Origin of the sequence: Sediminibacillus massiliensis (assembly GCF_900156915.1) — a bacterium.
Taxonomy (GTDB): Bacteria; Bacillota; Bacilli; order Bacillales; family Amphibacillaceae; genus Sediminibacillus_A; species Sediminibacillus_A massiliensis.
The window spans coordinates 319,477-344,453 of record NZ_LT732535.1 but is presented as its reverse complement, the minus strand read 5'-3'; the positions used below and the strand labels follow the sequence as shown (position 1 = coordinate 344,453).

Annotated in this window: 29 protein-coding genes; 6 read left to right on the top strand and 23 right to left on the bottom strand. The window is 41.8% G+C overall.

Features of this window, described 5'->3' with window-relative positions:
- Positions 1-59: 59 nt before the first annotated feature.
- From CZ434_RS02400 to CZ434_RS02300, 21 genes are all read right to left on the bottom strand, one after another.
- Positions 60-635, bottom strand: a complete 576-nt coding sequence (locus CZ434_RS02400) for a hypothetical protein (RefSeq protein WP_077621619.1) — start codon at positions 633-635, stop codon at positions 60-62.
- Positions 636-1,336: 701 nt separating this feature from the next.
- On the bottom strand, positions 1,337-2,221 hold the full coding sequence (locus CZ434_RS02395; RefSeq protein ID WP_077621618.1) for a polyprenyl synthetase family protein: 885 nt from the start codon (positions 2,219-2,221) through the stop codon (positions 1,337-1,339).
- A gap of 1 nt (position 2,222) precedes the next feature.
- Positions 2,223-2,453: an exodeoxyribonuclease VII small subunit gene (locus CZ434_RS02390; RefSeq protein WP_077621617.1), complete on the bottom strand. Its 231-nt coding sequence runs from the start codon at positions 2,451-2,453 to the stop codon at positions 2,223-2,225.
- On the bottom strand, positions 2,446-3,795 hold the full coding sequence (xseA, locus tag CZ434_RS02385; RefSeq protein WP_077625042.1) for an exodeoxyribonuclease VII large subunit: 1,350 nt from the start codon (positions 3,793-3,795) through the stop codon (positions 2,446-2,448). The genes CZ434_RS02390 and xseA overlap by 8 nt, the downstream gene beginning before the upstream one ends.
- Positions 3,796-3,813: 18 nt before the next feature.
- Complete coding sequence (gene folD, locus CZ434_RS02380; RefSeq protein WP_077621616.1) at positions 3,814-4,677, bottom strand: bifunctional methylenetetrahydrofolate dehydrogenase/methenyltetrahydrofolate cyclohydrolase FolD; 864 nt, start codon at positions 4,675-4,677, stop codon at positions 3,814-3,816.
- Positions 4,678-4,691: 14 nt separating this feature from the next.
- Complete coding sequence (nusB, locus tag CZ434_RS02375) at positions 4,692-5,069, bottom strand: transcription antitermination factor NusB (RefSeq protein ID WP_077621615.1); 378 nt, start codon at positions 5,067-5,069, stop codon at positions 4,692-4,694.
- Between the two features lie 201 nt (positions 5,070-5,270).
- The gene (locus CZ434_RS02370) at positions 5,271-5,669 is read right to left on the bottom strand and encodes an Asp23/Gls24 family envelope stress response protein (protein WP_077621614.1); all 399 of its coding nucleotides are present in this window, start codon (positions 5,667-5,669) and stop codon (positions 5,271-5,273) included.
- 19 nt (positions 5,670-5,688) lie between these two features.
- A complete protein-coding gene (gene accC, locus CZ434_RS02365; RefSeq protein ID WP_077621613.1) occupies positions 5,689-7,044 on the bottom strand; it encodes an acetyl-CoA carboxylase biotin carboxylase subunit in 1,356 nt (451 codons plus the stop codon).
- 12 nt (positions 7,045-7,056) lie between these two features.
- Positions 7,057-7,557, bottom strand: coding sequence for an acetyl-CoA carboxylase biotin carboxyl carrier protein (accB, locus tag CZ434_RS02360; RefSeq protein ID WP_077621612.1), 501 nt, complete (start codon positions 7,555-7,557; stop codon positions 7,057-7,059).
- Positions 7,558-7,806: 249 nt separating this feature from the next.
- Positions 7,807-8,370: a SpoIIIAH-like family protein gene (locus CZ434_RS02355; protein ID WP_077621611.1), complete on the bottom strand. Its 564-nt coding sequence runs from the start codon at positions 8,368-8,370 to the stop codon at positions 7,807-7,809.
- Between the two features lie 15 nt (positions 8,371-8,385).
- The gene (gene spoIIIAG, locus CZ434_RS02350; RefSeq protein ID WP_245830915.1) at positions 8,386-9,033 is read right to left on the bottom strand and encodes a stage III sporulation protein AG; all 648 of its coding nucleotides are present in this window, start codon (positions 9,031-9,033) and stop codon (positions 8,386-8,388) included.
- 1 nt (position 9,034) lies between these two features.
- Positions 9,035-9,589, bottom strand: a complete 555-nt coding sequence (gene spoIIIAF / locus CZ434_RS02345) for a stage III sporulation protein AF (protein ID WP_179107154.1) — start codon at positions 9,587-9,589, stop codon at positions 9,035-9,037.
- Positions 9,590-9,659: 70 nt separating this feature from the next.
- Positions 9,660-10,889 (bottom strand): stage III sporulation protein AE, encoded by a 1,230-nt coding sequence (spoIIIAE, locus tag CZ434_RS02340; protein WP_077621609.1) that lies wholly within the window; start codon positions 10,887-10,889, stop codon positions 9,660-9,662.
- A 24-nt stretch (positions 10,890-10,913) separates the two neighbouring features.
- Positions 10,914-11,303, bottom strand: a complete 390-nt coding sequence (gene spoIIIAD, locus CZ434_RS02335) for a stage III sporulation protein AD (RefSeq protein WP_077621608.1) — start codon at positions 11,301-11,303, stop codon at positions 10,914-10,916.
- 5 nt (positions 11,304-11,308) lie between these two features.
- Entirely contained in the window at positions 11,309-11,515 is a 207-nt protein-coding gene (gene spoIIIAC, locus CZ434_RS02330; protein ID WP_077621607.1) for a stage III sporulation protein AC, read from the bottom strand.
- Positions 11,516-11,536: 21 nt separating this feature from the next.
- Positions 11,537-12,049: a stage III sporulation protein SpoIIIAB gene (gene spoIIIAB, locus CZ434_RS02325; RefSeq protein ID WP_077621606.1), complete on the bottom strand. Its 513-nt coding sequence runs from the start codon at positions 12,047-12,049 to the stop codon at positions 11,537-11,539.
- The gene (spoIIIAA, locus tag CZ434_RS02320; protein ID WP_077621605.1) at positions 11,994-12,968 is read right to left on the bottom strand and encodes a stage III sporulation protein AA; all 975 of its coding nucleotides are present in this window, start codon (positions 12,966-12,968) and stop codon (positions 11,994-11,996) included. The genes spoIIIAB and spoIIIAA overlap by 56 nt, the downstream gene beginning before the upstream one ends.
- Before the next feature lie 180 nt (positions 12,969-13,148).
- Positions 13,149-13,709: an elongation factor P gene (gene efp, locus CZ434_RS02315; RefSeq protein ID WP_077621604.1), complete on the bottom strand. Its 561-nt coding sequence runs from the start codon at positions 13,707-13,709 to the stop codon at positions 13,149-13,151.
- A 24-nt stretch (positions 13,710-13,733) separates the two neighbouring features.
- Positions 13,734-14,795: a M24 family metallopeptidase gene (locus CZ434_RS02310; protein ID WP_077621603.1), complete on the bottom strand. Its 1,062-nt coding sequence runs from the start codon at positions 14,793-14,795 to the stop codon at positions 13,734-13,736.
- 5 nt (positions 14,796-14,800) lie between these two features.
- Positions 14,801-15,241 (bottom strand): type II 3-dehydroquinate dehydratase, encoded by a 441-nt coding sequence (aroQ, locus tag CZ434_RS02305; protein WP_077625040.1) that lies wholly within the window; start codon positions 15,239-15,241, stop codon positions 14,801-14,803.
- Between the two features lie 60 nt (positions 15,242-15,301).
- A complete protein-coding gene (locus CZ434_RS02300) occupies positions 15,302-15,817 on the bottom strand; it encodes a YqhR family membrane protein (RefSeq protein WP_077621602.1) in 516 nt (171 codons plus the stop codon).
- 137 nt (positions 15,818-15,954) lie between these two features.
- Here CZ434_RS02300 and CZ434_RS02295 point away from each other — a divergent pair, with 137 nt between their 5' ends.
- The 4 genes from CZ434_RS02295 to CZ434_RS02280 all read left to right on the top strand — a co-directional run bounded on the left by CZ434_RS02295 (position 15,955) and on the right by CZ434_RS02280 (position 18,861).
- Positions 15,955-16,905 carry a DUF1385 domain-containing protein gene (locus CZ434_RS02295; protein ID WP_077621600.1) on the top strand — a complete coding sequence of 317 codons (951 nt, stop codon included), beginning with the start codon at positions 15,955-15,957 and terminating at the stop codon, positions 16,903-16,905.
- Positions 16,820-17,353 carry an SA1362 family protein gene (locus tag CZ434_RS22755; RefSeq protein WP_425441997.1) on the top strand — a complete coding sequence of 178 codons (534 nt, stop codon included), beginning with the start codon at positions 16,820-16,822 and terminating at the stop codon, positions 17,351-17,353. The genes CZ434_RS02295 and CZ434_RS22755 overlap by 86 nt, the downstream gene beginning before the upstream one ends.
- 61 nt (positions 17,354-17,414) lie before the next feature.
- Positions 17,415-18,365: a DUF1385 domain-containing protein gene (locus tag CZ434_RS02285; protein WP_077621600.1), complete on the top strand. Its 951-nt coding sequence runs from the start codon at positions 17,415-17,417 to the stop codon at positions 18,363-18,365.
- Between the two features lie 115 nt (positions 18,366-18,480).
- Complete coding sequence (locus tag CZ434_RS02280) at positions 18,481-18,861, top strand: SA1362 family protein (protein ID WP_077621599.1); 381 nt, start codon at positions 18,481-18,483, stop codon at positions 18,859-18,861.
- Positions 18,862-18,923: 62 nt separating this feature from the next.
- On the opposite strand, the gene mntR is transcribed toward CZ434_RS02280, so the two are convergent.
- Both mntR and CZ434_RS02270 read right to left on the bottom strand, forming a co-directional pair.
- Positions 18,924-19,343: a transcriptional regulator MntR gene (mntR, locus tag CZ434_RS02275; protein ID WP_077621598.1), complete on the bottom strand. Its 420-nt coding sequence runs from the start codon at positions 19,341-19,343 to the stop codon at positions 18,924-18,926.
- A 192-nt stretch (positions 19,344-19,535) separates the two neighbouring features.
- On the bottom strand, positions 19,536-22,106 hold the full coding sequence (locus CZ434_RS02270) for a vitamin B12-dependent ribonucleotide reductase (RefSeq protein ID WP_077621597.1): 2,571 nt from the start codon (positions 22,104-22,106) through the stop codon (positions 19,536-19,538).
- Between the two features lie 411 nt (positions 22,107-22,517).
- Here CZ434_RS02270 and CZ434_RS02260 point away from each other — a divergent pair, with 411 nt between their 5' ends.
- Positions 22,518-22,910, top strand: coding sequence for a rhodanese-like domain-containing protein (locus CZ434_RS02260; RefSeq protein WP_077621595.1), 393 nt, complete (start codon positions 22,518-22,520; stop codon positions 22,908-22,910).
- Positions 22,911-23,248: 338 nt separating this feature from the next.
- Positions 23,249-24,838 carry a bifunctional metallophosphatase/5'-nucleotidase gene (locus CZ434_RS02255; RefSeq protein ID WP_077621594.1) on the top strand — a complete coding sequence of 530 codons (1,590 nt, stop codon included), beginning with the start codon at positions 23,249-23,251 and terminating at the stop codon, positions 24,836-24,838.
- Positions 24,839-24,977: the final 139 nt, after the last annotated feature.

Sequence of the window (24,977 nt, the reverse complement as noted above, 5' to 3'; positions counted from 1 at the left end):
TTGCTTTCCCCATCAGTATAACAGACTTTTCACTAAGATGTTTCATATTTCGACCCTTATCAACGTTGGGATATCAATTTTATTTTAAATTTTTCCTCCATAAAAGCAATCATTTTACCTGCAAAAAATATGATATTGGTGGAGGCATGGATTGCAAAATACTTTCCAATTGCTTTTCCACCGACAGTCAATGCCGCCACGAGACTTGTCAAAACAACCGAAATGACGATTTGGACTGTGGATCCCTCAGAATAACCGAACCCATTTGCAACCTGGAGGACAACAATGGCGGAAGCGGTCCCGCTGACAATCCCAGATATATCACCGATTACATCATTGCAAAAACTTGCAAACTTATCGGCATTACGTACAATCTGGATCGCCTGTTTGGAACCGCTTACCTTCTCTGCTGCCATGGCGTGAAAGGGTACTTCATCAGCAGCAGTGGCTGCAATGCCGAGCATATCAAATACAACACCGATTAAAACGATCAGCAGCACGATAAACAATCCTACAATCCATACTACCCCACTAAGTACGGACGAGGAGATAACTGAAAAAATAGCCGCTAACACAAATGTGATAACGGCAATACTCAAACTAAATTTTAATGACTTACTTAAGTGTGATTTCATTTATTGACCTCTTGAAAAATTCAATTATGTAATTGGAATGGTCACTTAAAAGGTAAAAACTGCGGCTTAGGTCCAGTAGGTTTTCCCAGATGGATACCGAATGTTGCCATTCTGGCGGTTCCCCTTTAAATCCATCTTAGCCTTGTTGCCAATGGCTAGACTGGATTACCACTTAGTCCGCACTATAATCCCTTTTAAATGTCCATCGGAACAGTCTAGGAGATTTCCTCAGCAGTCTTTGGCCGTTCCCTAGCCTCTTTTGCAGTGTTGATTTCATATGGCAGAAAATGAAAAGAAAGTGGCCACAATCTCGCCATTTATAACCATAATCCCCTCAGCACCACTCAAGGCAGGCTACGCTGCGAATAGAGATTCCCTTTCCCTATTGCGCAGGTTCATACCCCAGTCCATAGCGGGTTCTAGGCTTAGAAACCACTACAGAGATGGGCCTCCGCGGAAGCAGGGTCCTCGCCCACATGCCTTTGTGGATCGCCCTGCAACCTTAACTCCCAGCACTGACCCAAGGCTGGGCGCCTCAAGCCAGCACAAGGAACTTCATCGATGTGCCCTTTGGCGGATTTTTAGGCCCGCCTTCAGGAACGGAGGACTGACTAGAATACTGCACCATTCCATTTGTCTTTATAATATATCATATTTTTGTCGTTTGCTCAATAATTACTTATCAGCGTCTCGAAACGATACTAATAATCCCTGTTTCCAAAGTGTTCGGTAATTTCAAAGAGGATCGATGAATGGACCTCGGCATCGGCCAATGCTTCTTTTGCCTTATCCATATAGGAATTCTTTTGATCGATTGCCCCTTCCATACCTAACAATTTCGGAAAAGTACTCTTGAAATTGGTAGCGTCACTACCAATTGGCTTTCCTATCAATTCAGGATTTCCGTCGATATCGAGGATGTCATCCTGCACTTGGAATATTAAACCTAAATAGTAAGCGAATTTATGCAGAGCTTCTAATTGGTAATCTGTTGCACCACCCAGAAAAGCGCCTGCGGCCACTGCAAACTTCAGTAGTTGCCCTGTTTTCAATGTATGGATTGTCTCCAGTTCGCCCAAAGTACTTTCCTTGTTTTCTGCCATCATATCAAGAATTTGCCCTGCAACCATCCCTTTTGGCCCTGCAGCACCGCTGAGCATACCGATGAGTTTGACTTTTTGGCTGTCTGAAAGCAATTCATCTTTTGCAATGATTTCAAAACTATAGGTCAGCAAACCATCGCCGGCAAGAATCGCCGTTGCTTCGTCAAACTGTTTATGATTCGTAGGCATTCCTCTTCTGTAGTGGTCATCATCCATTGCTGGTAAATCGTCGTGGATCAAAGAGTAAGTATGGATCATTTCCAAAGCTGCAGCAGTGGAAAGGGCTTTGTCTCCTTCTCCACCATAGGATTGGAAGCTTGCAATCATCAAGGCAGGCCGCAGTCTTTTCCCCCCGGCTTTGACGGAATAGAGCATGGAAGCTTTCAGCCTTTCAGGCAAATCGAGTTGTTCGATTTGCCTGATCAGTTCTTGATTTATAGAAGTCTGAGTTTCCGTTAAAAAATTTTGTAAGGCCTTAGGCACGCTATTCTTCCTCCTGGACATTGAAGGGTACAGTATCTCCCTGTTCATTAACAATTTGTTCCATTTGTTCTTCTACCGTTTCCAGTTTGTCGCTGCAAATTTTCGAAAGTTTCATCCCTTCTTGGTAGTAATTGATAGCCTTTTCCAATGGGACGTCTCCTTCTTCCAATTTTCCTACGATTTCTTCGAGTTGTTTCATCGCTTCTTCAAATGTAAGTTCTTCTTTACTCATTCGTATCCTCCTCTATCCCCCAGACTTGGCAGTCCAAAATACCATCATAAAGCTTCACCGTCAGTTGATTTCCTGGTTGGACGTCTTTTGTAGTTTTCAAGACCTGTCCATCCTCTGTGTAGGTTATCGAATAACCTCGCTTCATTGTTTCCAATGGATTAAGCAAGGACAGTTTATCCAAATTTTTGGCAAAACGGACATGTTTGGTTTCTATCTCTTTCCTGAAGGCCAGTGTGAATCTACTTTGAAGTTTTTCCAATTCTCTTTTTGACTGACTTACCTGTATTGCGGGATGTCGTTGCTCCAATCTTTGTGTAAAAAAATGTAGTTGGTCACGGTTGCGATCATGTTTCCATTTTAAAGCTTTTGAAAGCCTTTCGACGTTTCTATCCAGCTCCTGTTCCTTCTGCTTTAGCATTTGGGCCGGATATCGAAATGCATATGACTTGTTCAGTTGATCCAGGCGCTCTTTCGCCGTGGACAATTGGCTTACAATTAAACGGTCAAGCGACCTTTTTGCTGAATTTATTTTCGTCTTAAGTTCCAATTGTGAAGGAACCGCGAGTTCTGCTGCTGCAGTCGGTGTGGCAGCGCGGACATCTGCAACCAAGTCGCTTATCGTAAAATCAGTCTCATGGCCGACTGCAGAAATCACGGGCAGTCTGGACCCCGAAATGGCCCTCGCGACTATTTCTTCATTAAAGCTCCATAATTCTTCTATCGATCCGCCGCCCCTGCCGACAATCAAAAGGTCGATCCCTTTATGGTCGCTTGCAGCGTTTATCGCTTTTACAATCGATTCAGCCGACCGTTCACCTTGCACCAAAACGGGATATAAACTGACTTTGACTATTGGGTAACGCCTTTTCAGGGTTATCATAATGTCCCTTACCGCAGCGCCGGTCGGTGATGTAATCACTCCGATATGTTTGGGATAAGCAGGAATTGGTTGTTTTTTTTCTTCATCGAACAACCCTTCCTTGCTCAATTTTTCTTTCAATTGTTCATAAGCAAGGTAAAGAGCACCTATTCCATCGGGCTGCATATCGTTAATATATAATTGGTATTGGCCTTGGGGTTCATAGACACCAAGCTCTCCTTTTACCAGCACATTCATCCCATTTTCCGGGCGGAATTTCAGAAAACGATTATTCCCTGCAAACATAACTGCCTGGATTCTCGAACGATCATCTTTCAAGGTAAGATACATATGTCCCCTGCTATGATGTTTAAAGTTGGAAATCTCCGCTTTCAGCCATACATCCTTCAGATGCTTATCCATCTCGAATTTACGCTTTATATAGCGGGTCAAGGCTGTAACTGTTAAATATTTATCATTCATATCAAACACCTGCACATTTTATTTCCCTAAATATCCGTTATGTTTCTTGGCCGCCTTGATGGTGTTATGTAATAACATCGTAATCGTCATGGGACCTACGCCACCTGGTACGGGGGTGATCAAGTCCGCTTTCTCTTTGGCTGTGTCGAATTCCACGTCCCCTGTGAGTTTTCCGTTTTCCATCCTATTGACCCCCACATCGATGACCACAGCACCAGGCTTAATATCATCTGCAGTCAAAAAGTGCTGCTTCCCTACAGCTACAATAAGTATGTCCGCTTCGAGCGTGTGTTTTCTCATATCCTCTGTCCGGGAGTGACAATAGGTAACAGTTGCATTTTCGTTTAAAAGCAATTGACCTACCGGTTTGCCGACAATGTTGCTCCTGCCCACAATAACGGCCTGTTTACCTTCAATTTTCACATTTTTCGATTTGAGCATAGTAATAATCCCATAAGGAGTACAAGGGTAGAAGGTATCCTTTCCGGCAACCATCCGACCTATATTTATCGGATGAAATCCGTCAACATCTTTCTCTGGACTGATTGCTTCAATGATTACCTGTTCGTTTATATGCCCTGGAAGAGGAAGTTGGACTAATATGCCGTTCACGGAAACATCGTTGTTTAGTTCATCAATAACTTCCAATAATTGCGTTTCGGTGGTTTCCTCTTTCATCCTGAGAACATTGGATTCCACCCCTACTTCCGCCGATGCTTTCTCTTTCCCTCTTACATATGAATGGGAGGCAGGGTCGTCTCCGATTAGGACCACCGTTAGTTTTGGGGTTATTTCGGCTTTTTTCAGTGCGTCCACTTCAAGTTTCATTTCTTCTCTCAAGTCGCTCGCCAGTTGTTTGCCATATATTATTTCCGCTGTCATTTGTACATCCCCTTTTATAACATCTTGGACAAAACACCATTAATAAACTTTCCTGATTTCTCGTCACCATAATCGTTCGCCAATTCTACCGCCTCGTTGATGGCTACGCCTTGCGGAACATCTTCTTTATAAAACAATTCAAACACAGCAATCCGCAACAGGTTTTTTTCCACCGAAGCCAGTCTGCTGAAAGTCCATTTTTCCAAATTGTCATCTATTTTACTATCGATTGCATCCCTGTGTTCCACTACACCGTAAACTAACTCAGTAAGATAGGTCCCTTCCACCGGCTGTTCCATGACATGTTCTATTGCATCTTTGGGATCAATGTCGTTGACATCCATTTGGAAGAGGATTTGGAAGGCTTTCTCTCTGGCTGTTCGTCTTTTCATACATTCATTCTCCTTTAAGCTATATCTGTTTCAAATAATAACATTTTCCGAATTACAAAACCATATTCGAGCCTGACTCTTTCTTATAAGAAAACCGTTCCGGAGAAAGATGATTCGCGCGACAACTTTTTTCTCGCCAGGTCCTGTTAAATAAAAGAAGCCAAAAGAGAATTTGACTCCTTTGACCTCCTTCAATAGTTCCTATTCAGAAATCGCTTCCTGTTCTTCCTTTTGATCTATCTGGACACCGACAACATGGATATTGATCTCATCAATTTCAAGAGCTGTCATGTTTTTAAGCGCCTGGCGAATGTTGGTCTGGATTTTCTGGGCGATTTCAGGGATTGTCGTTCCATAATCCAATACAACAAACACATCGATCAACACACCATTTTCTGTCAGTTCGACCTTTATGCCCTTGCCGTGTGACTTCTTGCCCAATCGCTCTGCTACACCCGAAGCGAAGTTGCCACGCATCCCGAATACGCCTTTGATTTCGATGGTTGCAATCCCGGCAATAACCTCGATTACTTCAGGAGCTATTTCCACTTTTCCAAGGTCTGAACCTTCACCGACGTTCAATAAAGAGTTTTCGTTCATTCCGTTCACTCCTTTTGTACTATTCATCTTCCATTATAGTATATTTTTCCAAAAATTTTGTATTAAAATCTCCATCGACAAATTTTGGGTGAGCCATCATTCGCTCATGGAAAGGAATAGTAGTGAATACCCCTTCTACAACAAATTCATCCAAGGCACGTCTCATTCTCCGGACAGCTTCTTCCCTTGTCGGACCATAAGTAATAAGTTTAGCAATCATGGAATCATAATAAGGAGGTATTTTGTAACCAGGGTAAGCACCTGAATCGATTCTCACTCCAAGACCTCCAGGAGGCAGGTACATTGTTATTTCACCTGGCGACGGCATGAATTGCTTGAAAGGATTTTCCGCATTGATCCTGCACTCAATAGCCCAGCCGTTAAACTCGATTTCTTCCTGTTTGAAAGAAAGCTTTTCATTGTTTGCAATTTTGATCTGTTCTTTAATCAAATCAACCCCTGTTACCATTTCTGTCACAGGATGTTCCACTTGAATCCGTGTGTTCATTTCCATGAAATAGAAGGTTTCCTCTTTTTTGTCAAAAATGAATTCGATTGTGCCTGCACCGGAGTACTCCACTGCCTGTGCAGCCTTGACGGCGGCCTGACCCATCTTTTCCCTGATTGCTGGTGTCACTGCAGGTGAAGGAGTTTCTTCAATCAATTTCTGCAGGCGGCGCTGGATTGTACAATCCCGCTCTCCTAAATGGACGACATTTCCGAAATTGTCGGCAAGTACTTGTATCTCGACATGACGAAAATCTTCGATGAATTTTTCTATATAGACGCCAGGATTTCCAAATGCCTGTTCTGCTTCTTTTTGGGTTACTCGAATTCCTTTTACTAATTCTTCTTCAGATCGGGCGACACGGATTCCTTTACCGCCTCCGCCTGCTGTCGCTTTGATGATGACAGGATAACCGATTTTTTCTGCAACTCTTTTTCCTTCTTCTTCATCGGCAATAATCCCCTCAGATCCGGGAACAATCGGTACACCTGCTTCTTTCATTGTTTCTCTCGCCACATCTTTTGTTCCCATTTTTTGAATTGCATATGCACTCGGCCCTACAAAGGTGATATTGCAGGCGTTGCATATATCTGCAAAATCGGCATTTTCGGACAGAAATCCATAACCAGGATGTATAGCATCGACTTCAGTCAAAGTTGCCACGCTCATTATGTTGGTGAAGTTCAAATAACTATCCTTGCTCAATATCGGACCGATACAGTAAGCTTCATCTGCTAATTTCACATGAAGAGAATCCTTATCCCCTTCCGAATATACAGCTACTGTTTCTATATCCATTTCTTTACACGCTCGTATTATGCGGACAGCTATTTCTCCTCTGTTCGCAATCAAGAGTTTTTTAATCACAATGTCATCCCCTTACTCTGTCTTAACTCTAAATAAAGGCTGGCCATATTCAACCAGTTCGCCGTCTTCCACTAATACTTCGGTAATTTCACCTTTCACTTCCGCTTCAATTTCGTTGAACAATTTCATCGCTTCAACGATACAAACGACGGTATCAGAAGACACCTTGTCCCCTTTTTGAACATATACATCACTTTCCGGGGTCGGTGAACTGTAAAATGTACCAACCATTGGTGAAACAATCTCATGGTCATGTCCACCTGCATTCTTTTCTGCGGGTTTTGCAGCTTGCGGTTCTGGAGTAGATTCTACCTCGACCGGCTCAGTTGATGGTTGAGACACCACTTCGGATGCTGCAGGTGCGATATTTGCAGGGGATTGGACCGCCTGTACTCTCTCGCCTTTTTCTTTCTTCATCGATACTTTTGTACCATTCGATTCATAACTGAATTCATCAATAGATGATTGATCAATCAATTTAATTAGTTCTCTTATCTCTTGTACTTTCAACATGCTCCATTGGCACCTCTCTTTTTAACAATTTAACAACAGGTACTAATAACTCCTACTACATTTTACGAGATGGTTGAAAAAACTTCAACTTCCCCGAAACAAAACGGCTTTCAAACAGGAGTTCTTGGTATTCCCTTGAAATGATCCATCTATTATTATAGCAATGTGTCCCGAAAATGACTAATTTATAATAAAAAAACAAAAAGCAGGGACGTGTACTTCTGTTACAGTACACGTCCCTGCTTTTAATTAGCTGGTCGGTTGAAATTTCACTTCTATTGTCACTTCGCCGAATTCATCTTTGGCCATTTGGATGATATTGTTTGCTTCTGTTTTTGATAATTCAGCCGCTTGTACAGTTACTACTACTTCGTCCTCTTCAGATCTTACAAGCACATCATCGTATCCATTCTCCGCTACAATCGATTCTTCCAAGACAAGTTCTTTTGTCGAGACCTCTTCAAGCTTCTTCATCTCTTCATAAGCTGCATTCACTTCTTCGGTTGAAGCAGTGCTGGAAGCGACTATTCCTTCTAATTGTTCCTTTTTAACACTTCTTTCATCTTCAATGTCCATCCTGATTGAAGCGAACAACTCTTCCGAAGAAGTTTGGGAAATGACTGATTCTCCTTCTTCCAACATTTCTGCATTTTCTCCATCCGCTCCGCCACTTGTTGCCTGATCCTCTTCTCCTGAGTTAAACGTATCTATGATAGCAAGCTCTTCGTTGTTTGGAGAACTCATATAGTACACACTCAACACAATCATTAAACTCAACATCGTCAACAACCACACCGTTTGTTTTTTCAGCATCTTTTTTCCCCCTCATTAATTTTTCGGCATAACGGAGATTCTATGCGATGGGACATCCAGAACCCTCGATACTGCTTCGACGACCCATTTTTTCACTTGCATATGGTCTACTCCTTTGGCAACTATGAGGACCCCCCTTACTTCTGGCTTTTTTGTATGGACAAGAAGCGGAACTTCTTTATCACCTTGTCTGACTAGTACAACTTCCTGTTCTCTCGTCGAATCTTCGAGAGTTCGTTCTCCGCCGTTTTGATCTGTTTCCTCTGTTGTCTGCTGGCCGATCACTAGATTTTTTTCATAAACTTTTTGTTTGGTCGAATCTAGATTGACCATTGCTTCCACATTTGACACACCTTGAATTTTTTCGAGGAGAGCCTGCAATTGTTCCTCATAACTTTTTTCCAAGTCGGTTATGGCTTCTTCTTTTTCTACATTATCCTTTTGCAGGAAGGTTTCCTGATCTTCAGTTGCCATGGCAGACGGACCTGATGAGAGAGGTTCTTCCGCCTGGTTATCCGCTGTCGGAGAAAATATGCTGCTGACGATCAATAAGAGAATTCCAACCAAACCTAGAATCAATAGGTAGGCCAATTTTGTCGGTTTTTTTGTTTCACCTTCCTTAAGCTTCAAATGGGAAAACAGCATTTTAAAAGGATTTTTCACTCTATTCCCCCTCCCAGTGAACTTTCAGATTCTGGTTCTCGAGCTGCCAGGACTCATAAAGATATTTTTGAATCTGATCTGTTTCCTGATTCCTTAGATTTTGGACGTCTTGTTCAGTATCAATTACAATTTCTTTCACTTCCCCCTTGTTCGTGCGCAAGGGGGATGCTTCCAATACAACATCGACAGTTTCCAGCGTTTCAAAGGTCAGTTCACTTCCTTCTTGAAAAGAAAAAACAATATCGTTTATCTGGACTCCGTATTGTTTACTTAGTCCTTCTTCCACTTGTTGTTTCATTTGGACAACCATTTGTTCTAAAATATATGCACGCTGAGAGTCTTCTATTTCACTTTTCTTTGATTCGATGGAATTTTTCATTTGTTGATCACTCATTTCCGCTTCCAATGCAGGAATTGCGTTGTTAAGGTATGTTTCAAAATCCGATCGGAACAAATGGAACAATGGTTGAAGAAAAATCAAAATCAATAATAGCCCGACAACTACCTTGATGTACTTTTTCATAGAGGAATTCGGAAGAATAAGATCGATTAACATTGCAAGTAAAAGGAATAAGATGATTTGAGCTATCCATTCCGTCAGAAGTCCTATTAGAATCCCCTCCTGTTCATCTAAGCATTACGGTTAAATTACTGGAGGCAACTAATATCACAATCGCTAAAAAGAACATCAAGGTGACGATCAAAAGTGCCGCAAAGATGTAAATTATGTGTTTACTGATCGTATCCATACAAGTAATGACCGGTCCTTCCCCGATCGGCTGCAAAAGAGCTGAAGCCAACTTATAAATAATTGCGATGACAAAAACCTTCACAGCAGGAAAAATAGCCAATCCAAGTATCATGATCACACCGACAAGGCCTACGGCGTTTTTGAGCAATAAGGATGCACTTAACACAGTGTCAGCTGCATCTGTAAACATCCTGCCCACCACGGGAATAAAATTGCCTGTGACAAATTTGGCTGTCTTCATAGCAACTCCGTCCTGGATGGCACTTGTCGCTCCTTGAACAGAAATCACGCCGAGAAAGGCGGTAAGAAAAACCCCCAACAATCCGATTCCGGTATTTTTTAATAAATCGGCCAGTTGTGTCGCTTTATAATTTTCATTCAGCGTACTGACTATGGAAAGCAATGCAGATAAAAAGAATAGGGGGAGCACGACCGTCGAAATAAGCAAGACACTTATATGGATCAGAAAAATCACCATCGGATGGAAAAAAGACACAGATGCCACGCTGCCGAAAGATGCCATCAGTCCTAGCAACAATGGCAACAGTGCAACCATGAAACTACTCATTGTTTCAATCGCTTCTTTGGCATAGGAAGCTGCTAGGTGAAAACTGTTCAGTGCGAGGACTATAAGGACCAGATATACTATTGCATAAGCGATCTTGCTGATGTTCTGGTTTTCGAAAGAAGACTGCAATGTTTGAAGAATGACACAAAAAAGTGTCAGCATGATGAGCATCCCCAACAACTTTCCATTCATGACTACTTCATGAAACAAGTATTTTATAAGTCCAGTTGCCCAGTCTTTTAATGAAAGGGAATTTTGGTTTTTCACAAATTCAAAGAAAGTCGATTTTTCTATTCCTGGCAAGTACCCTCCATACTCATCGACCAGCAAATCCCAATATTCTCTCACTTCGTCGAAAGAAATGGATTGGAAAGTATCCAACTCGAGTTCTTCTTCCGGACTTAACTCTTGGTCAGTATCCGGATTTATGTCAGCGCCGATGTCCGGGTTGATGGTTGCATCGACGGAATATGGGATGACAGCGACAAAAAGGAGGATGGTCAGTAGAAAAACAGCTTTTTTTGTTACACAGACCATAGACATCTCCCGCCTCTTTATTGGCTAAACCGGTAAAAACCCCAGGATGGTTTCAATCACTGCTGTGAGAATTGGAACAGCCAACACTAATATAAACACTTTACCTGCGAGTTCTATTTTGGCAGCAACTGAATTCAAACCGGCATCTCTTGTAAGGTGAGCCCCGAAATCGGCAATATAAGCAATTCCGATAATTTTTAGAATTGTTTCTATATAGATACCATTAACGTTCGCTTTCTGTCCTATATTCTCGATCAATGCAAACACTTCTGCTATTTTCGGAACAATAGTGAGAAAAATAATGATGCCAGTAACTAAAATCAGAAGAAATGCCAGAGAAGCTTTCTGATCCTTCAGGACGATGAACAGAAGGCTTGCCACTAACCCCAGGCTTACAACTTGAAATATTTCCATTTAATCTATCCTTGGAACAGGAAGACAGATTTTATTTGCTGAAACAAATCTGATATCTCGTCAATGACTACGATCAATACGATGATAAAACCCACAAGAGTAGCAAACTGCGCAATTTCTTCTTTGCCCATTTGTTTCAAGATGGTATGGATCATGGCAACGATAATCCCTATTCCTGCAATCTGAAATAATATAGAAGCATCGTCTAACATGATATATTGCTCCTTTCCTTTCTAAATCAAAAGCAATACCAGCAATAAACCGGTCAAAAAACCAAGACTCTTTACCATTTTGCTGTATCTGTTCTGTTGTTCCAGTGCTTCTTGCAGTTCTCTTTCAAGATGCGACAAGGCCAGCTGGATATGTTTCTGTTGCTGGATAAAATCGTGCTGACCCAACGTTCTGCCAAACTGACGCAGTATTTCCTTCTCATTCTCCCGCAACGAGACAAACTGCCAGATATCATCCAGGTTTTCAACCCAGATTTCATACAGGTCTCTATTTCTCTTACCGAGCTCCACGCCCACTTTCTCAAAGAATTCAGAGACGGGTCTTGGGAGCTGACGGGCAACGGATATACAAGCTTCGGCTATGGTGGCATGACTGTATAGAATCTCCGCTTCCATTACCTGCAGGGCATTTTTTAATTGGCGGATTTGTTTCGGGCGGTCTGTCAGCTTTTTTGCAAATTCAATCCCTGCCCAGCTTGTAGCTATAAGAAGAATCATAGCCCCAATCCACTTCATCTTTTCCACTCCCTGGTTTCCTGTATATGTTCTCGCCAGTATTGTTCAGCACCTGTCTGACAATACCTGCCGAATGTCTTTCGAGCACAATGAACCTCCGGAAGGTCTGTTGTTGAAAAAGCGGCAGGAAGGATGGCCTTCTTCTTATTTCATCTAAAGTATGGCCGTGTACAGTACATATGACTTGAACTCCGGCATGGACGGCTTCCATCAATGCCTTGACATCTTCTTCGCCTCCAATTTCATCTACTACCAACACTTCAGGAGACATCGAGCGAATCATCATCATCATGCCCTCTGCTTTCGGGCACGCATCAAGTAAATCTGTCCTGATACCGAGATCATGCTGAGGTATTCCTCTTATACTGCCGCCTATCTCGGATCTTTCATCTATCACTCCTGTTTTCTGCGCAAGTACTTTCCCCCATCCACTTGATATTAGGCGGGTGGTATCCCGCAGCAACGTTGTCTTACCGCTTTGCGGAGGGCCAATTATCAATGTGTTTTGATAGCCCTCATCATACAAGAAAGGAATGACAGATCTGGCTGCACCTATCTTTTCCTTTGCAATTCTGATGTTGAAAGATGAGATATTTTTGATAGCTTTGACACAGCCATTCTCCGTATTGACCCTTCCCGACAGGCCTATTCGGTGCCCGCCTTCGATGGTTATAAACCCCTCCCGCAATTCCTCTTCCAATCTGTATAAAGAAAATTGACTCAACTGATTTAACAGGTGGATCCCATCGTCTTCTGTAGGATAAAGTCTATTGATCCACTCTATCCCGCTGTCAAAAATCAATTCAACCGGCCGTGATATCCTGAATCGAATTTCCTGGAGGCTTGTCCAGCGATTACCAATTTCGTGAATGATCAACTTGTTTATAGGATTAGGGAAAAGCTTTATTATTTCTTCCACTACCATGTCCCCCACTTTGTTCTAAACTTAATGCTTGGCCCTTAACAACAATGTATGCCCGCTTGTCCTGTTTATGACTAAACAGCCCTTTCCAGTTGATTCATTATTCAATAGGAGCTATTAAAGAGCACAAAAAAAAAGCCGGACCCATTCTTGGGTCCGGCTTTTTCCAAACTGCCATCAGTTGGCACGCGAAACATATTTTCCGTCACTTGTATTAATGACAAGTACGTCGCCTTCATTGACAAAGAAAGGCACTTGAACGATTAAACCTGTTTCCAAAGTAGCAGGCTTTGTACCACCGCTTGCGGTGTCACCTTTAACTCCAGGTTCTGTTTCAGTCACCGTCAGTTCCACATTATTCGGCAGAGAAACTCCAATTGTCTCTCCTTGGTATGTCATAATACTTACTTCCATATTCTCTTTTAAGAATTTTAACTCGTTTTCAATCTGGCTTGTCTGCAGCTCCAGTTGTTCATAAGTGTTGGTGTCCATGAATGTGTGAGTTGTTCCCGAAGAATAAAGGTACTGCATTTTATTATTCTCGATATGGGCACGATTTACTTTTTCTCCGGCCCTGAACGTTTTTTCCTGAATACTTCCATTCCGCAAATTACGGAGTTTTGAGCGAACAAATGCTGCACCTTTTCCTGGCTTTACATGTTGAAAGTCAATAACCTGCCAGATACCGTTATCCACTTCTATTGTCAATCCGGTCCTAAAGTCATTTACTGAAATCATTTCTATTTCCTCCTTGTTCCCTTACTATAAAGTGATTAGTTCTTTCGGTGCAAATGTCAACGACTCGTTGCCTTGCTCTGTAACCAAAGTATCGTCTTCGATTCTGCAGCCACCCGTATCAGGGACATAGATGCCCGGTTCAACAGTGACGACCATTCCAGCTTCAAGCTTTTGGTCGGATCGATAAGAAAGCATAGGCCCTTCATGTACATCCAGGCCAATACCATGTCCGGTAGAATGGCCGAAATATTGTCCATATCCCTTCGACTCGATATGATCTCTTGTCAAAGCATCGGCCTCTTTCCCGGTGATACCAGCTTTTATTCCTTCCATTCCTTTCAATTGAGCTTCCAAAACAGTATCATAGATTGTTTTCAATTCATCGGAAATTTCTCCGACAGCGACTGTCCGGGTAATATCAGAAGCATAGCCCTTGTACAAAGCTCCAAAGTCCATCGTGACCAGTTCTCCAGCTTGTATCTTCTTAGAGGATGCCACTCCATGCGGCAAGGCTGAACGAAGGCCGGAGGCAACGATGATATCGAAACTGGAGGAAGTTGCCCCCTGTTTTCTCATGAAAAATTCAAGTTCATTGGAAACCTCAATTTCTCTTACTCCCGGTTTTATAAAGGTAAGGATATGCTCGAAAGCGGCGTCGGCGATTTTTGCTGCATCTCGCAGGATACTCATCTCTTCTTCCGATTTTATCAATCGCAGTTTTTCAATGAGGCCCCCTACAGGCACCAGTTCGGCTTCTATTGTTTGACTATATCTTTCGTATATGGCATATGTAAGATCATTTTTTTCGAAACCCAATGTTTTTGCTCCGATTTTTTTCACTTGATCGGCAATCTCAAGTTCGATTGGCTGTTTGTGTTCGATTATTTCGAATCCATCCACTTGTTCGTTAGCCTGCTCGGTGTAGCGGAAATCAGTGATGAAAATGGCTTTATCGAGACTTACCAAAGCAACCCCCGCTGTCCCGGTGAAACCAGTTATATAGCGGCGGTTACGGCCGCTCGAAATTAACAGAGCATCTACATTGTTCTGTTTTATGGATTCTCTCAATTTTTCCAATTTCCCCATCTTTTTCATCCTTTCTTGTTTTCTTCCAGGAACGTAAGAGCCGCTATACGGTATCCAGTTGTACCCAATCCGACAATTTGTCCACGGCATACCGGTGCCAGCATCGATGTGTGCCTGAACTCCTCGCGCGCATGGACGTTCGATAGATGTACTTCAATCACCGGGACTGAAATGGAACTGATTGCATCCCTCAAAGCTACACTTGTATGAGTATAAGCAGCAGGATTAAAGATCACTCCGTCATATTTCCCCTCCGCCCCATGAAGGGAATCAATTAATTCTCCTTCATGATTGGACTGGTAAGCATCAAGCTGCCATCCATGGGATTCTAAAAGCATCCTCAGACTGCTTTCGACATCCTTCAGAGTTTCGGTTCCATAGATGGAAGGCTCCCGAATTCCCAATCGGTTCAGGTTAGGTCCATTGAGGAGCAATAAACGATTCATCGGCATTCTACACTCCTTGTTTCTCCCTTTTTTACATACAACAAATCAAGTTTATCATAATTATCTATTTTTTGAATAATTATTTCCATCGGCTTTTTGAATATCCTGATAATTATAGGCAATCGAGTAACCGATAAATGTACCATAAAGAAGGTACAGGCATATAGTAGTAACAACTGTGTTGCTGTTCAGTTCAGTCATGTGCGGGATATTTGGAAAGATAGGCTGAAATAAATAAAAAATAACAAACCACAAAGCCAACCCGAATATCGCGCTTGGCCAAATTCCACCATCCATATTTTTTCCCAGACCATAAAAAATGACAGCAGTCAATATAGACAGCAGCCCAATGATGAAAATTGATAAAAGCTCACCTCGCCAGCCGCCAGTCCAGTCTGCATCCAGCCAGGAACGCAGGATGAAAGTAGCGGGTGAAACCGAAGCGAAGTTGAAGTAGGATGCAACAGCACCGAAAAAACTCCATATCACTCCTCCTATGAAGCCAGTAAACAAAGCTCTTCCGAAAAACGACACAGGTTTTTCTTGTTTGTTTTGTTCTAAATGTTGTTTTCCCATAATATTGACACCTCCACTGGTTAGAATGGCCAAACAAGCTTTGTTCCATCCATAAAAACTTCTGCTTAGACGCTAGTTAAAAATCCCTTTTTCTAGTAAAATATAGAGTATACAAACGACATGAGGTTGGTGGATCAATGAGTAAAAAGAAGGAAACGGCATACGGCGGCCAGGCGTTGATAGAGGGCGTCATGTTTGCAGGTAAAACCAGTTTTGTCTCAGCTGTACGGAGAAAAGATAATAGCATTGAATATTTTTCATTAGAACGGAAAGAATCAAATATAGCTAGACGTTTAAAGAAGATACCTTTTGTAAGAGGGCTGGTGGCGCTCGTGCAGTCAAGCGCAAACGGCGTTAAACACCTCAACTTTTCAAGCGAAAGGTACGATGTGCACCCCGACGATGATGAGCAAATCAAAAAAGAAGAGAGTTCTTCCAAAATCGCAACTATTATCGGCATAGGGGCTGTAGGTGTACTTTCCTTCTTTTTCGGGAAAATGATTTTTACTGTCACACCTGCGATTGTTGCAAACTTCTTTGAACCGTTTATTTCAAGCAAACCCGGTCAGGTCTTATTAGAAGGATTTTTTAAGTTGCTGCTCTTACTAGGTTATATTTACGTAGTTTCTTTGACGCCGCTGATCAAAAGGGTTTTCCAGTACCATGGAGCTGAACATAAAGTAATCAATGCCTACGAAAATGGTGTTCCGCTAACAGTTGAAGGTGTACAATCACAATCTCGTTTGCACTATCGCTGCGGTTCCAGTTTTATGCTTTTCACTGTTATCGTAGGTGTATTTGTTTATATGTTTGTCGCAACCGACCCTCTCTGGTGGAGGATCGTAAACCGGATTTTTCTCATACCAGTAGTCATCGGAATTTCTTTCGAAGTCTTGCAAATAACCAATAAAGTGAGAAACATTCCCGTTTTGAAAGTACTTGGTTATCCAGGTCTGTGGCTTCAGCTGCTTACTACTAAAGAACCAGAAGACGATCAAGTAGATGTTGCTATTCACTCGTTCAAAAAAGTGCTGGAAAATGATAAAACGTTTGAAAAAAGTGGTATACAGGGTAGTAAAGCTATATAGTAGAGCCATTAGGAAATGTGGTTCCATAGACGATTATTTCTTCTTCCTTAATGAAACCTACGAATTTAGTGTTTGCTGTTTTAAGATATTGTATCCTGAAAGGAGGAACGGAAGAATGTATCGCAATAAACTGTCTCTCTTCGTTTATGTACTTATCGGTCTTGCAGTATTGGGTTTTGCAACACAGTTGTTTACGGACACTGCTTCTCTTCTTAAAAACCTTCTGATTATGGTTGCAATAGGGGCCATTATATACGGGGTCGTTCATTACTTTTTCCTCAGAAAAAGGACATCCAACGAATTAAAGAAGTATAAGAAAGCAGTAAAACAATCTAAGATGAAGTACAAGGAAGACACTACAAGCAAAAAAGCGTTTTCCCAGGCCACTAAAAAGAGCCCTTTGACAAAACATAAAAAACCAAGTAAAGCNCTTCTGCTTAGACGCTAGTTAAAAATCCCTTTTTCTAGTAAAATATAGAGTATACAAACGACATGAGGTTGGTGGATCAATGAGTAAAAAGAAGGAAACGGCATACGGCGGCCAGGCGTTGATAGAGGGCGTCATGTTTGCAGGTAAAACCAGTTTTGTCTCAGCTGTACGGAGAAAAGATAATAGCATTGAATATTTTTCATTAGAACGGAAAGAATCAAATATAGCTAGACGTTTAAAGAAGATACCTTTTGTAAGAGGGCTGGTGGCGCTCGTGCAGTCAAGCGCAAACGGCGTTAAACACCTCAACTTTTCAAGCGAAAGGTACGATGTGCACCCCGACGATGATGAGCAAATCAAAAAAGAAGAGAGTTCTTCCAAAATCGCAACTATTATCGGCATAGGGGCTGTAGGTGTACTTTCCTTCTTTTTCGGGAAAATGATTTTTACTGTCACACCTGCGATTGTTGCAAACTTCTTTGAACCGTTTATTTCAAGCAAACCCGGTCAGGTCTTATTAGAAGGATTTTTTAAGTTGCTGCTCTTACTAGGTTATATTTACGTAGTTTCTTTGACGCCGCTGATCAAAAGGGTTTTCCAGTACCATGGAGCTGAACATAAAGTAATCAATGCCTACGAAAATGGTGTTCCGCTAACAGTTGAAGGTGTACAATCACAATCTCGTTTGCACTATCGCTGCGGTTCCAGTTTTATGCTTTTCACTGTTATCGTAGGTGTATTTGTTTATATGTTTGTCGCAACCGACCCTCTCTGGTGGAGGATCGTAAACCGGATTTTTCTCATACCAGTAGTCATCGGAATTTCTTTCGAAGTCTTGCAAATAACCAATAAAGTGAGAAACATTCCCGTTTTGAAAGTACTTGGTTATCCAGGTCTGTGGCTTCAGCTGCTTACTACTAAAGAACCAGAAGACGATCAAGTAGATGTTGCTATTCACTCGTTCAAAAAAGTGCTGGAAAATGATAAAACGTTTGAAAAAAGTGGTATACAGGGTAGTAAAGCTATATAGTAGAGCCATTAGGAAATGTGGTTCCATAGACGATTATTTCTTCTTCCTTAATGAAACCTACGAATTTAGTGTTTGCTGTTTTAAGATATTGTATCCTGAAAGGAGGAACGGAAGAATGTATCGCAATAAACTGTCTCTCTTCGTTTATGTACTTATCGGTCTTGCAGTATTGGGTTTTGCAACACAGTTGTTTACGGACACTGCTTCTCTTCTTAAAAACCTTCTGATTATGGTTGCAATAGGGGCCATTATATACGGGGTCGTTCATTACTTTTTCCTCAGAAAAAGGACATCCAACGAATTAAAGAAGTATAAGAAAGCAGTAAAACAATCTAAGATGAAGTACAAGGAAGACACTACAAGCAAAAAAGCGTTTTCCCAGGCCACTAAAAAGAGCCCTTTGACAAAACATAAAAAACCAAGTAAAGCTCGTGCCACTCATTTACGTGTTATTGACGGAAACAAACAAAAAAGCAAAAACAGGGCTACCTTTTAGTAGTTGTCAAATCATAAAAAAATCCCGCCATTGAATATGGCGGGATTTTTTTATTGACAATATCACTCTTCGCTTTTTTGATGAATATCCTCCAAGGCTTTCACTCTCTTTGGGTCCTCTTCGAAAAATTGCACCAAATCACCGATACGATCGATGGAATTCCAGCTTAAATGATGTTCAATTCCTTCTACATCTTCATAAATATTTTCTTTATTGACCCCGATCAGTTCCAAAAATTGCTCCAGCAATTCATGTCTGTATACCAACCTTTTTCCAATCTTCTTTCCCTTGGAAGTAAGGATCAGTCCTCTGTATTTTTCGTAATTCAGGTATTCGTCTTTATCGAGTTTCTGCACCATTTTTGTAACGGAGGATGGATGAACTTGCAAGGCCTCGGCAATATCCGATACCCGTGCATATCCTTTGGCTTCAATCAACATATATATTTGCTCGATATAGTCTTCCATGCTTGGTGTTGGCATTTTGCTCCTCCATTCCCTTTACCCAGTATTGCTTACACGTTATATAAAAAGGATACAATAGATTGACTACTGAAACAAGAATGTTTCTCGGACAGTAACCGGAAATACACAAGCTGCACCAGCAGTCCTTAGAAACCTTCCCAAAAAACATTAAAGCATGTGAAAAGAGCAGCATCAAGCTGCCCTTTGTCATTATAAGCCACATTTCAATTGTGCATTACAATTGGTGCAAGTGTTGCATCCACCAATATCTTCTACCGTCCCTTTTCTGCAAACCGGACAAGTATCTCCCACTTCAGATCCAATCGTGACGTTTGTCTTTTCCAACTCTTGAATAGTATCCATCAACACGACATGGGGCTTATTTGTTTCCCCTTCCGTTTTGCTCTGCTTGTCTTCTTCATCAAAATTGTTATCTTCCGCTTTCAAAGAGAGAACTTGTGTGTCACGGCTGCCATCGACATATACCGTACCTCCCTTTGCACCTCCGTTATAAAGCCTTCTGTACACAGCTTCGACTTGTTCCACTGCATATCCCTTCGGGGCATTTACAGTTTTTGATATCGAACTGTCAACCCATTTTTGGATGACACACTGTGTATCGGCGTGTGCTTCAGGACTAAGTTCCATTGCTGTTACAAACCATTCCGGTAGATTGTCAGCATCCTGTCCAGGATTTTGTTCTAAATATTCTTGGACAATGTCCGCTTTCACTTCGATGAATTTGCCAAGTCTCCCGCTTCTGTAATAAGAGAAAGAGAAATATGGCTCTAACCCGGTAGAAACCCCTACCATCGTTCCGGTACTGCCAGTAGGCGCTACCGTTAACAGATGTGAATTCCTGATACCGTATTTAAGGATATCCTCCCTGATTTGTTCCGGCATTTTTTTCAAGTATCCGGTATTAACAAACCGTTCACGCAACCGTTGTGTCTCTTCATCGTTTTCCCCGATCAAGAATGGAAAACTCCCTTTCTCTTTCGCTAGGTCGATAGAAGCTCTGTAAGCAGTCGTCGCTATGGTTTCAAAAATTTCGTCGACTAGCTCGTTGCCTTCCACAGATCCGTATTCTGTTTCTGTATATATTAATAAATCATGCAATCCCATTACTCCAAGGCCGACTCTTCGCTCGCCTAATGCCTGTTTCTTGTTTTCTTCCAAGAAGTATGGGGTTGCATCAATAACATTATCCTGCATTCTAATTCCTGTTTCTACTGTCTTTTTAAGCTTTTCGAAGTCCACACGTTTATTTTCTTTATCTGCTACAGATGCCAAATTGACTGCAGCCAAGTTACATACTGAATAAGGTGCAAGCGGCTGCTCTCCACACGGATTGGTAGCTACCACTTGTTGACCATATGCCTTCGCGTTGGTCATATCATTCGCATTGTCGATAAAGAAAATCCCTGGTTCTGCCGAATAAGTCGCACAGATATTGATTAGATTCCATAATTCCTTGGCTTTCATCCGTCGGTAGACCCTTATTCCGTAACCTTTGTCTTCCCATCTCCGTACATCGCCGATCTCATGCCAGTAGTTGTTATAATCATCCATCTCTTGGGAGTTATAATTTTCGACATTGGGAAATCTTAGTTCATAATCTGCATCAGCTTCGACTGCTTCCATGAATTCCTTCGTCAGACATACAGAGATATTCGCCCCTGTCAGGAATTCTGGATTGTGGACGCTGTATGTACCTCCTGTGTTCAGCTTTTCTTCCGCTTCTTTGATTGCACTCTCAGGAAAACCGCCGAGTCCTGGCATGTTCTTATAATTGACAATACCTTGATACAAGTCGATTTCCGTCTGTGTCAACGGAGTGAACTTAAGCTTCTCTCTGGCCAGCCTCTTTATTTGTTCGTCTTCTGTATTTTCAATCAAAAACCGAAGAATTCTCGGGTTTTGCATCTTAGAGATGATAAATTCGATAATATCAGGATGCCAATCAGAAAGCATTATCATTTGGGCTCCACGGCGTGATCCGCCCTGTTCTACCAAGTGTGTCAGTTTGGCAATATCGTCCAACCACGATACAGAACCTGAGGACTTGCCATTTACTCCGCGTGCCAATGTATTACGCGGACGAAGAGTGGATCCATTCGTTCCGACACCTCCACCACGGCTCATTATTTCCATTACCTGCTTTCTGTGGTCGGAAATTCCTTCTCTTGAATCTTGTATAAACGGCATTACATAACAGTTAAAATACGTTACATCCGTTTCTGCCCCTGCACCGTACAACACTCTTCCGGCAGGAATAAAGTTCAAGCTTGAAAGTTCTTCATAAAAACGTTCAAAAGATTCCTTCCGTTTTTCTTCTGTTGTTTCCACCTGCGCAAGGCCGGTGGCATTTCTTAAAGCAATCTGTTCATAGAAAAGTTCCAATGGCTTGTCGATAACATCCAAAGATCTGGTAACAATCCCCGTTTCTGCCTCTTTCTCGTTATCAAGAACTGCAACAAAATCCTTGTCCACCTTTATATCTGCTTGTTTTTTGTCCCAATCGATTGAGTGGACGAATCCAAAACCTCTTGCAGGGAACTTGGGATCGGCTTTTACTGTCAAGACGACGAAGTCGCCTTCTTTAAGTGTAATTTTCTCTGTATCCTTAAAAGCATATCGATCAAGCATAACAAGCCTCGAAACACCTTTGTGTGTTATTTTCATGTCCTTGCTGATTGCATGGACTTGAGGAAATGATTCAATATCCTTGTTTAATTGTTCGACATTTATCTCCAATTGACGCTCGACGGCTGTATCCATGAGAAGCATCACTCCTTCACCTAATATATAATCCTATGTATTAATCAATTTACCACATCACACATACTTAAAACAATATATAGTGCTTGGATTTTATTTTTCGCACTATATATGGAGAAATGGAACGAGAGTCTATTAATCTGTCAAAAATGATAAACAACAAAATATCAAGCATGAGAGAGAACAGAAAAGATACAAAGGTAATTGGCATTATAAATCACCTTTTTTATAATTTGCAAATTTTGTTGTCTTTTGTCACCATTTCGAAAATAATAAAGAACATCTCATTTTTTGAAAACAACTTAAAGGAATCGATGACACTTGTAGCCCAAAACACAAAAATACTTTGAAAAATGATATAATCATCCATATAATATATTAGAAAGTAAATGTGAAAATGGGGGAACAAGAATGGAATTAGTTATATTGCTGGCAATATTGGCAGCCCTATTAGTATTTGGGATCTTTCGTTTTATGAAACAGAGAAAAATTTTAAAAACTTTGTCGGAAGAAGAATTCAGACAGGGCTACCGGAAAGCCCAGCTGATCGATATAAGAGAACAAAAGGAATTTGCCGGCGGGCATATTCTTGGTGCCAGGAACATCCCTTTGTCTCAATTGCGCAACCGTTTGGGGGAAATCCGGAAAGATCAACCCATATATATGTATTGCCAAAACGGTACACGTACACCCAGAGCCGCCATCCTCTTGAACAAAAAAGGATACAATGATCTGTATCAGCTGCAAGGCGGTTTCAAAAAGTGGAACGGTAAAATCCGAAAATCTAAAAGTCCTCAATATTAAGGAAAACCCCCTTGGAACTCTAGAGTGACCCAATAATATGAGACAGGATAAAACACCCCCNCCGAACATCGTTGCTGCAACAAGTACACTGCTGACCACTTTTTTCATCTCTATCATCCTTTCCGGTTTTGTACTCACCAAAAAGGATATAGTCTTTTTATTTAGCTACTTTTAATAGAAGGTTAAGCTATGGTAAATCTCGAGAAATGATAGAAACTTCCCAGGGATATAGAAGGCTAAACACCAGTAGAACCCTACTTTCTGCCCTGTTCATTTTCCCCCTTAACTTATACATTGGAGAAAAGTGGATTAATAGAATTACTACTAGGAGGTATTTTATGTGGAAAAAAATGTTGTCAGCCGCCCTTCTATCCGTGGCTCTCTTTAGCACTACCGTTTCCGCAGCACCGGCTGGAAACGACAACTATCAAAACAGGTACAAACACGTCCAGCTGCTGGGAATCAATGATTTTCATGGACAACTGGATATATACCAGGACATCGATGGAAGACAGGCTGGCGGAGCAGAGTATCTTGCTGCATATCTAAAACAATACGAAAAAGACAATAAAAATACCTTGCTCGTTCACGCAGGAGACGCTGTCGGTGCAAGCTCGCCAGTATCCTCACTATTACAGGATGAGCCGACCATTGACATACTCAACAAACTTGGCTTTGATATAGGGACGGTTGGAAACCATGAGTTTGATGAAGGCGTGGAAGAGATGAACCGTTTAATTTATGGAGGGGAACATGAGCAAACTGGAGACTTTGAAGGAGCTTCTTTCCCTTATACAGTGGCAAATGTAGTCGATGAGGATACAGGTGAACACATCCTGCCCCCGTATGTGACTAAAAAAGTAAACGGCATGCCGATTGGATTTGTCGGGGTTGTCACAACGGAAACGCAAAACAGTGTGCTTCCAAGTGGAATTAAAGGCCTTTCGTTTACCGATGAAACAGAAGCGATCAACAATGCCGTCCAACAGCTAAAGGACCAAGGTGTTCAATCGATTGTTGTACTAGCCCATGTCCCCGCTTCTTCTGACCAAGATGGTTCCAAGCCATCAGGAGACGTTGTCGAATTCGCGCCGCAAATCGATGACGAAGTGGATGTCATATTCGGAGGACATAATCACGATTACGCCAATACAGTAATCGATGGAAAGTTAATTGTTCAATCCTATTCAAGTGGTACAGCTTTTTCTGACGTCGACTTAATGATTGACCCGAAGACAAAAGACATCGTTTCTAAAGAAGCTAAAATCGTCACCACTTACCATGATCAAATCGAACCTGATGAAACAGTGGCAAACATGGTTGATACTTACGAAGCTGACATTCAGGACTTGGTGGACGAAGTAATTGCGAATGCCTCAGAACCAATTACCTCCATACAGGATGACAGCGGAGAATCTGCACTCGGTAACTTAGTAGCTGATTCGCATCGTGCTGCAATGGTTACTGACTTTGCTTTCATGAATCCAGGTGGTATTCGAGCTGACTTGGACGAAGGTCCGATCACTTGGGGTGAGTTGTACACCATGCTGCCATTTGGTAATAACCTAGTGGAAATGACACTGACCGGAGAACAGATAAAAGCCGTCTTAGAACAACAATGGGAAGGTGATTCTACGCACATCCTGCAAATCTCAGGACTACAGTATACTTGGGATGATGAGGCTCCGGTTGGAAATAGAGTATTAGAGATTAGCGACAGTGAAGGAAATCCAATTGACCTAGAACAACCGTACACGGTTACGGTTAACAACTTCTTGGCTGAAGGCGGCGACGGGTTTACCGTGTTAACTGATGGTGCAGATGAGGTGGCAGGTCCTCTTGCCTTGGATGCGATGATTGAGTATTTAGAAGGCATGGAGGGAGAAGTTGATGCGCCAGATGAGGTTGATAGGATTAGAGTGGAATAGGCATATGCATAAGTAGGAAGGGATGGCCCGTCCTTTCATAAAGCCATAGCATTAGGTTGCACTCTATTATCACAAAGAAGGCTCCCCTGAAGCTAGAGTGACCCAATAATATGAGACAGGATAAAACACCCCAAGAGTC

What these genes read in the sequence shown, in the direction of transcription:
- CZ434_RS02400 (WP_077621619.1), bottom strand. Translation starts at nt 635, where the DNA reads ATGAAATCACACTTAAGTAAGTCATTAAAATTTAGTTTGAGTATTGCC.
- CZ434_RS02390 (WP_077621617.1), bottom strand. Translation starts at nt 2,453, where the DNA reads ATGAGTAAAGAAGAACTTACATTTGAAGAAGCGATGAAACAACTCGAA.
- xseA (WP_077625042.1), bottom strand. Translation starts at nt 3,795, where the DNA reads ATGAATGATAAATATTTAACAGTTACAGCCTTGACCCGCTATATAAAG.
- folD (WP_077621616.1), bottom strand. Translation starts at nt 4,677, where the DNA reads ATGACAGCGGAAATAATATATGGCAAACAACTGGCGAGCGACTTGAGA.
- nusB (WP_077621615.1), bottom strand. Translation starts at nt 5,069, where the DNA reads ATGAAAAGACGAACAGCCAGAGAGAAAGCCTTCCAAATCCTCTTCCAA.
- CZ434_RS02370 (WP_077621614.1), bottom strand. Translation starts at nt 5,669, where the DNA reads ATGAACGAAAACTCTTTATTGAACGTCGGTGAAGGTTCAGACCTTGGA.
- accB (WP_077621612.1), bottom strand. Translation starts at nt 7,557, where the DNA reads ATGTTGAAAGTACAAGAGATAAGAGAACTAATTAAATTGATTGATCAA.
- CZ434_RS02355 (WP_077621611.1), bottom strand. Translation starts at nt 8,370, where the DNA reads ATGCTGAAAAAACAAACGGTGTGGTTGTTGACGATGTTGAGTTTAATG.
- spoIIIAF (WP_179107154.1), bottom strand. Translation starts at nt 9,589, where the DNA reads ATGTTAATCGATCTTATTCTTCCGAATTCCTCTATGAAAAAGTACATC.
- spoIIIAE (WP_077621609.1), bottom strand. Translation starts at nt 10,889, where the DNA reads ATGGTCTGTGTAACAAAAAAAGCTGTTTTTCTACTGACCATCCTCCTT.
- spoIIIAD (WP_077621608.1), bottom strand. Translation starts at nt 11,303, where the DNA reads ATGGAAATATTTCAAGTTGTAAGCCTGGGGTTAGTGGCAAGCCTTCTG.
- spoIIIAC (WP_077621607.1), bottom strand. Translation starts at nt 11,515, where the DNA reads ATGTTAGACGATGCTTCTATATTATTTCAGATTGCAGGAATAGGGATT.
- spoIIIAB (WP_077621606.1), bottom strand. Translation starts at nt 12,049, where the DNA reads ATGAAGTGGATTGGGGCTATGATTCTTCTTATAGCTACAAGCTGGGCA.
- efp (WP_077621604.1), bottom strand. Translation starts at nt 13,709, where the DNA reads ATGATTTCAGTAAATGACTTTAGGACCGGATTGACAATAGAAGTGGAT.
- CZ434_RS02310 (WP_077621603.1), bottom strand. Translation starts at nt 14,795, where the DNA reads ATGGGGAAATTGGAAAAATTGAGAGAATCCATAAAACAGAACAATGTA.
- aroQ (WP_077625040.1), bottom strand. Translation starts at nt 15,241, where the DNA reads ATGAATCGTTTATTGCTCCTCAATGGACCTAACCTGAACCGATTGGGA.
- CZ434_RS02300 (WP_077621602.1), bottom strand. Translation starts at nt 15,817, where the DNA reads ATGGGAAAACAACATTTAGAACAAAACAAACAAGAAAAACCTGTGTCG.
- CZ434_RS02295 (WP_077621600.1), top strand. Translation starts at nt 15,955, where the DNA reads ATGAGTAAAAAGAAGGAAACGGCATACGGCGGCCAGGCGTTGATAGAG.
- CZ434_RS02285 (WP_077621600.1), top strand. Translation starts at nt 17,415, where the DNA reads ATGAGTAAAAAGAAGGAAACGGCATACGGCGGCCAGGCGTTGATAGAG.
- CZ434_RS02280 (WP_077621599.1), top strand. Translation starts at nt 18,481, where the DNA reads ATGTATCGCAATAAACTGTCTCTCTTCGTTTATGTACTTATCGGTCTT.
- mntR (WP_077621598.1), bottom strand. Translation starts at nt 19,343, where the DNA reads ATGCCAACACCAAGCATGGAAGACTATATCGAGCAAATATATATGTTG.
- CZ434_RS02270 (WP_077621597.1), bottom strand. Translation starts at nt 22,106, where the DNA reads ATGGATACAGCCGTCGAGCGTCAATTGGAGATAAATGTCGAACAATTA.
- CZ434_RS02260 (WP_077621595.1), top strand. Translation starts at nt 22,518, where the DNA reads ATGGAATTAGTTATATTGCTGGCAATATTGGCAGCCCTATTAGTATTT.
- CZ434_RS02255 (WP_077621594.1), top strand. Translation starts at nt 23,249, where the DNA reads ATGTGGAAAAAAATGTTGTCAGCCGCCCTTCTATCCGTGGCTCTCTTT.